We start from the raw sequence: 279 nt of genomic DNA, 5'->3' as shown, positions 1-279 counted from the left end.
TGCACCGGTTTTATGCCGTCCCGGTGGAGGAATTTATCACCAAAGCCCGTCACCTGTCGGTGCTGAAAGACGATGCGACCATGCTCGATGGGTATTACCGGGAAGGAGAACCACTGCGCCTCGGTCTGGGGTTATACCCCGGCGAACGCATCCGCCAGCCGGTATTACGCGCCATTCGCGACTGGCGTCCGCCTGAACAAAAAATGGAGGTGACGGCTTCGCTTCAGGTTCAGACCGTGCGTCTTGACAGTATGTCGCTGTTTGACGTCGGACAGGCCC

The 279-nt window shown here is 58.4% G+C and carries 1 protein-coding gene; it reads left to right on the top strand.

Annotation, left to right across the window (positions count from 1 at the left end; all coding sequences use genetic code 11):
* The coding region (locus tag LZP73_RS21200) for a hypothetical protein (protein ID WP_442800796.1) at positions 1-279 on the top strand (279 nt) is incomplete at both ends.

The sequence above is a fragment of the Shewanella sp. AS16 genome (assembly GCF_021412365.1).
GTDB lineage: Bacteria > Pseudomonadota > Gammaproteobacteria > Enterobacterales > Shewanellaceae > Shewanella > Shewanella salipaludis.
This window is presented reverse-complemented; position numbering and strand designations above follow the sequence as displayed.